The organism is Nitratireductor sp. ZSWI3 (genome assembly GCF_024655565.1).
Taxonomy (GTDB): domain Bacteria; phylum Pseudomonadota; class Alphaproteobacteria; order Rhizobiales; family Rhizobiaceae; genus Nitratireductor.
The window spans coordinates 20,936-27,236 of the sequence record NZ_JANKOF010000064.1; the positions used below are offsets into that span (position 1 = coordinate 20,936).

The following is a 6,301-nucleotide window of genomic DNA, read 5'->3' on the forward strand; positions in this document are numbered from 1 at the left end:
TGCCTTACTTGAAACGACTGCAACGCAGTCGTTTCAAGTATGGAGTTGCCCTAGCCAGGGCGCGGGGGTCTTCCTGCCCCTCCCGGCTTCCGACGGACCCGTGGCCGATACGGCGCCTTCTAGAGCGGTTCATCGTTTCATGGAAACGCTGTCCCGTTCCATCTCTTTGTTTTTCCGCATTTATGCGGTCGTTAGGTGATTCCACCTGACTGCAAAACGCTCTATTTGACACTCTCGTATTCGTCTTCGGTCTCGGCCTCGCCGTCGCTGCGCGGATCGAGCACAGCGGCCTGCGGTGTCGCGGCCCGCTCGGATGGCAGGGTCTTGAACGCCTCGCGCTCCTCGACCGGCACCGGCGCGCGCCGCGAGATGCGCAGCAGCGCATAGGCCGCAAGCGCGATATGGGCGAGGGCCGTGGTCAGGAACAGGCTCTCGGGCAGCATCCGCTCCATCAGGATGCCGCCGACGAGCGGCCCGAGCATCGTTCCGAAGCCGTAAAGCAGCAGCAGGCCGCTCGACACCTTCACGAAATCCTCTGAGGACGCGTGGTCGTTGGCATGCGCGACGATGATCGAGTAGAGCGTGTAGGCAAAGGCGCCGTAGACCGCCGTCATGGCGATCACGAAGCTGCCGTCTCGCGGCGTGGTCAGCAGGATCATGAGGCCGATGAGGCCCGAGCCGAACGCGGCTCCGCTGATCACGAAACGGCGGTCGACGCGGTCTGAAAGCCGGCCCGCCGGCAATTGGAGGGCGGCGCCGGCCAGCACGGCAAGACTCATCATGGTGGCGATCTGCAGCGTCGAGATGCCGATGGCGCCGCCATAAACGGCGCCCAGCGTGCCCCAGGCGCCGTTGGCGATGCCGATCAGCACGCAACCGACGACGGCGACGGGTGAATTGGCGTAGAGCCCCCTGAGGTCGAGCGAGACCTGCGCAAGCGGCTGCGGCGTGACGGCCTTGGAGACGGCGGTCGGGATGAGGGCGAGGCAGAACAGGATGCCGGTCGTCATGAAAAGGATCGTGTTCGACACGTCGCCGAAAGCGACGGCCATCTGCCCGGCCGTCAGCGAGGCATAGGTGACCATCATGTAGATGCCGAACACCGTGCCCCGGTTCTCGTTGGTGGATTTCTCGTTGAGCCAGCTCTCGATCACCATGAAGGCGCCGGCCATGGTGAAGCCGGTGAAGACGCGCAGGACGATCCAGGCGACGGAATCGACCCACATGCCGGTGAGGAGGGCGATGATCGCGCCCGACGCCGCAAAGGCGCCGAAGGCGCGCACATGCCCGGCGCGGCGCACCAGGCGCGGCGCCACGAAGCAGCCGGCGATGAAGCCGGCGGCCCAAGTCGTTCCGAGCGCGCCCAGCGAGGCGGTGGGAAAGCCTTCCAGCTGCCCGCGCAACGGCAGAAGCAGTCCGTGCAGCCCCGAGGCGGTCAGGAGAAAGGCCGTTCCGCAAAGGAGGGCGATGATCGAGCCGAGGGGAGACAGCATGAATATGTGATCCGCGTGGTTTGAGCTTCAATCTTGCTTGCGCGTGGTGTCCGACGCACTCCTGCGCGTGGCGACCAACGCGCCGGAGCTTGGCTTCCCTTCATGGCGTCCGCGTGGCTTCTGCCCGAACCTCCGGCCTTACACCGGAAACGATATTATGCGCAGACAATCGGTCCCGCCGGCATCGCAAATCCGCCCTCCGGGAGCAGGATTGCGCTGTCGCCGGCTTTCAGCCGCGTCGGAACAATGCCTCGGCGGCGTCCTTGGTTGCACCCTTGCTGGCGAGCTCCTGCTCGAGCCGGACGATCTCGCGCTTCAACTGGTCGACGCGCTCACGCAGTTCCTCCACGGACAGAAGAGACAGATCCTGGCCGACCTGGTGGCCGGGAACGGGCTTGTCCCCATCGTCATCGAAAATGCTCATGTCGCCTTCTCCCGTTGCCTCCCACCCACTACACGATGCATAACCGATGGATCCGTCCGGCATTGCGCCGCGACCTCATCCACAGTTCCGCCCGGCCTTGACGTGCCGGGCAGAGGGCAAATCAGCAGGGACATCATGGAACAAAATGCACTTCCCGAGAAGATGACTGCCGTGGCGATCAGCGAACCGGGCGGCCCGATGGCGCTAAAGCCGGAGGAGCGGCCCCTGCCGAGGCCCCGCGCGGGCGAGATCCTGATCAAGGTGCGCGCGGCGGGCGTCAACCGGCCGGACGTCTTCCAGCGCAAGGGCCTCTACCCGCCGCCGCCGGGTGCGTCTGATCTGCCCGGCCTGGAGGCGGCGGGCGAGGTGGCGGCGATCGGCGAGGGCGTGAAGCGCTGGCAGGTGGGCGATCGCGTGACGGCGCTGACGCCCGGCGGCGGCTACGCCGAATACTGCCTGACCCACGAGACCAACGCCCTGCCCGTGCCGCACGGCTTCACCTTCACGGAGGCAGCGGCCATTCCGGAAACCTTCTTCACGGTCTGGCACAACGTGTTCCAGCGCGGTGGGCTGAAGGAGGGAGAGACGCTGCTCGTCCATGGCGGCTCTTCGGGCATCGGCACGACGGCCATCCAGCTTGCCGCCGCGCTCGGCGCGAAGGTGATCGCGACGGCCGGCACGCCGGAGAAATGCGCGGCCTGCGCGGCGCTCGGTGCGGTGCGCGCCATCAATTACCGCGAGGAGGATTTCGTTGCGGCGGTGGAGGAGGAGACGGGCGGCAACGGCGCCGACGTGATCCTCGACATGATCGGCGGCGAGTATATCGAGCGCAACTACAGGGCCGCGGCGATGGACGGCCGCATCGTGCAGATCGCCTTTCTGAAGGGCTCCAAGGCGACCGCCGATTTCTCGTTGCTGATGCGCAAGCGGCTGACCCACACCGGCTCGACGCTGCGGCCGCGCTCGGTGGCCTTCAAGGCGCGCATCGCCACGGAGCTCGAGGCCCATGTCTGGCCGCTTCTGGCGGCACGCAAGATCGCCCCGGTGATGGACATGATCTTTCCCCTGAACGAGGCCTGGCGGGCCCATGAGCGGATGGAAGAGGGCGCGCATATCGGCAAGATCGTGCTCGACGTCTCCTGAGGTTCGAAAGGAAAACCCCGGCCTTTCGGCCGGGGCTGCAAGCCTTGGGAGGCTGATGCGGATCAGTTGACGGCGTCGAGCTTGCCGAGATTGACGAAGATCGTCTCGCCCGAGGAATCGTCGATGCCGTCATTGTCGGTGACGAAATAGGCAGTGCCGTCGGTGTCGATCGTGAAGCCCTCTATCTTGTCGAGCACGTAGCCGTTGGTGGCCGACTGCATGTCGCCGATCAGATCACGCACCAGGGTTTTCTCCACCACCGGCAGGTCGGTTCCGAGGGCGGCCGGCGCGAAGCCGTCGAGCGAGACGCTGTAGAGCTTCTTGATCTTCGCGGCGGTGCCGATCTGGTTGTCGCGCTCGACGATGTAGAGCTTGCCGTTGTGGGCGGTGATCTCCGACAGGCCGACCCAGCCCTTGTCACCGGCGTCGAGCGGATAACGAACGGCCGACCACTCCTTGGAGGCGGGCTTGTAGGCGAGGAGCTTCACCTGGTCTTTCGGGTCGTCCTTCCAGGGGCGCTGGACGGCCATGACCAGCGTCTGGTCGTCGCCTTCGCCGACCACGGTGATGCCTTCCATGCCAAAGCGGATCTCGTTGGCGAGGAGCTCGCCCGGGAAGCCGATCTCCTTGCGGATGCGGCCTTCGGCGTCCACCTGGAGCAGGGCGTGCGGGGTCAGCTTGTCGCTGTTGCCTTCCGAAGCGAGCCAGAAGCCGCCCTTGCCGTCGGCTGCTATGCCCTCGAGATCGAGTTTCTGGGCCGGTGCGCCATCGCGGGTGACGACGATCTTGCGGGTGATCCTGGCCGGCTTCGCCGTCGCGTCGATGGTGAAGATCGCCGGCTGATTGCGATAGAAGGAATCGGAGATCGCATAGAGCATGCCGGGCTTCTGCGGATCGGCCGCCAGTCCCGAAAGGGCGCCCCAGCCGATCGGCGCGCCGCTCTCATTGGCGACCGATTCGATTGTCGGATAAGCGGCCGGGCCCTCGCTCAGCTCGTAGATCATGACATGCGAGCGCGCGCCGCCGTCCTCGACGAGGTCGGCCTCGTTGGCGGTGACGAGCAGGTTGCGCTCGGGAATGGCGACGAGGCCCTCGGGGCCGATGCCGGAGGGAAGCACCTGAACGAATTCCGGCGCGGCACCCGTGTCGCGGTAGACGACGATGAGCGAGGCGCGCTCCAGTGCGACGAAGATATATTGCTGGTCGCCGAACTTCGCCACTTCCAGCCCTTCCGGCTCGGTGCCCTTGGCGTCCGAGCGCTTGTCGGGATAGTGGCCGGCGGCGGCGGCGCGGTATTCGAGGTCGCTGCCCGAATCGAACAGCACCTCGCCCTGTTTGCTGAAGATCGTGAAGCTGCGCGAGCCCCCTTCGTAGTCGCCCTCGTTGGCGACGACGAAACGGTCGTTGTCGAGCCATTTGATCGCATCCGGCTCGCGCTTCAAGTCGGCGGCGGCCTGGTCGAAGCCGAGCGCGCCGTCGTCCAGCGTGTCGATGCCCGTCTGGCTGACGGTGCCGGCGGGGAAGTGGCTCACCACCTCGCCCGTCTCGGCCGAGACGACGGCGATGTGGTTGTTCTCCTGCAGCGTGACGGCGATCTCGCCGGCGTCGTTGAAATCGACGAACTCAGGTTCCGGGTCCTCGGGAGCGATTTCGGCAAGGCCGGTCAGCGCGACGGTTTTCATGCTGCCGCAATCGGGCAGGCCGTTCGCCAGCGTGAAGATCTTCAGGTCGCCGGCCGGCATCTGCGGGAGGACGCCGTCGTTCAGGTCCTCGTCGCGCTCGTTCTCGATGGCCACCGCAAGGAAGCGCCGGTCGGGGCTGACGGCGACCGAATCCGGCTGGCCGCCCAGATCGCAGGATGGCTCGGCCGTCCTGGCGGCGAGGTCGATGATCATCAGCCTGCCGGAAGGCTGGGTGTAGCTCTGCGAGGTGTTGACCGCCGCGATCGCCCTGTTGCCGACGACGCTGACCGAGGTGGGCTCGCCGTCGAGCGACAGCGCGCCGCCGGCCTTGGGGGCAACGGCATCGGTGATGTCGACGATGCCGACGCCGCCTAAGGGGCTGTCGGAATAGATCAGCGTCTTGCCGTCGGCACTGCGGGCGATGATCTCGGAGGACGTCTCGGTCGCCGGGTCGGCATCGGCCGGCAGGTTCTCGGCCACCGGGAAGGTGGCGATCCTCTTGAACGTCATCTCGGCCTGCGCCGGCAGGACGGCGGCAGTGCCCAGAAGCAGGCTCAGGAATGCGGCATGGCGGTTCATCTTGAAAGCTCCCTCGTAACCCATGGACGCGGCACAATCGGGAGCCCGGATTTCAAACAGATGACGTATTGATTACAGTTTGATGACTGTCCTTATTTTTGACGGCGCGTGCATTTTGTTGCGTCGCGCGCGGGTTTCAGTCTATATAGCCCTATATTCCCAACATTGGTGGTACTGACCACCGCTCGCGCCAGGGACGCGGGCGAAGGAAGAGGATTCATATCTATGGCCAACACGCTTCTCATGCCAAAGGCCACCGCCGTGTGGCTGGTCGACAATACGGCGCTGACCTTCGATCAGATCGCCGAGTTCTGCAAACTCCACCCGCTCGAGGTGGGCGCCATCGCCGATGGCGACGCAGCGCAAGGCATCAAGGGCATGGACCCGGTGATGACCGGACAATTGACTCGCGAGGAGATCGCGCTTGGAGAGCGCGACCCCAACCACCGGCTCAAGCTTTCCGAGCCGAAGGTGCGGGTGCCGGAGACCAAGCGCAAGGGGCCGCGCTACACGCCGCTGTCCAAGCGCCAGGACCGGCCGAACGCCATCCTGTGGCTGGTGCGCAATCATCCCGAGCTCAAGGATGCGCAGATCTCGCGCCTCGTCGGCACGACCAAGTCGACCATCGAGCAGATCCGCGAGCGCACCCACTGGAACTCGGCCAATCTCGTGCCGATGGACCCGGTGACGCTCGGCCTGTGCTCGCAGATCGATCTCGACCTCGAGGTGCAGCGCGCCGCGCGCTACGCGCCGCCCACCGCACCGGCCGGAGACACGCTGCTGCCGGCCTCGCAGACCGAAGGTCTGTCGATCAGCGATGCCAGGCATGAAGACGCCGCCTCGGACGAGCAGGAGCTCGACGCCGATGCCGTCTTCGCAAAGCTTTCCTCGCTGAAGTCGAAGACCGAGGATGAAGACGACGAGGAATAATCCTCGCACTGCCCCGATCGAAACGTGATGGGCTACAGCGCCGTGCGTCC

5 protein-coding genes are annotated in these 6,301 nt (G+C 65.6%); 2 read left to right on the plus strand and 3 right to left on the minus strand.

Features of this window, described 5'->3' with window-relative positions; genetic code table 11:
* Positions 1–221: 221 nt before the first annotated feature.
* Positions 222–1,493 carry an MFS transporter gene (locus NUU27_RS17685; RefSeq protein ID WP_257763472.1) on the minus strand — a complete coding sequence of 424 codons (1,272 nt, stop codon included), beginning with the start codon at positions 1,491–1,493 and terminating at the stop codon, positions 222–224.
* Positions 1,494–1,722: 229 nt separating this feature from the next.
* Positions 1,723–1,917 carry a DUF1192 domain-containing protein gene (locus NUU27_RS17690; protein WP_257763473.1) on the minus strand — a complete coding sequence of 65 codons (195 nt, stop codon included), beginning with the start codon at positions 1,915–1,917 and terminating at the stop codon, positions 1,723–1,725.
* 135 nt (positions 1,918–2,052) lie between these two features.
* On the opposite strand from NUU27_RS17690, the gene NUU27_RS17695 reads away from it, so the two are divergent.
* The gene (locus NUU27_RS17695; protein WP_257763474.1) at positions 2,053–3,060 is read left to right on the plus strand and encodes an NAD(P)H-quinone oxidoreductase; all 1,008 of its coding nucleotides are present in this window, start codon (positions 2,053–2,055) and stop codon (positions 3,058–3,060) included.
* A gap of 62 nt (positions 3,061–3,122) precedes the next feature.
* Here NUU27_RS17695 and NUU27_RS17700 read toward each other — a convergent pair whose 3' ends face one another.
* The gene (locus NUU27_RS17700) at positions 3,123–5,321 is read right to left on the minus strand and encodes an esterase-like activity of phytase family protein (protein ID WP_257763475.1); all 2,199 of its coding nucleotides are present in this window, start codon (positions 5,319–5,321) and stop codon (positions 3,123–3,125) included.
* 225 nt (positions 5,322–5,546) lie between these two features.
* Here NUU27_RS17700 and NUU27_RS17705 point away from each other — a divergent pair, with 225 nt between their 5' ends.
* On the plus strand, positions 5,547–6,251 hold the full coding sequence (locus NUU27_RS17705) for a DUF1013 domain-containing protein (protein ID WP_257763476.1): 705 nt from the start codon (positions 5,547–5,549) through the stop codon (positions 6,249–6,251).
* The last annotated feature ends 50 nt before the right edge of the window (positions 6,252–6,301 follow it).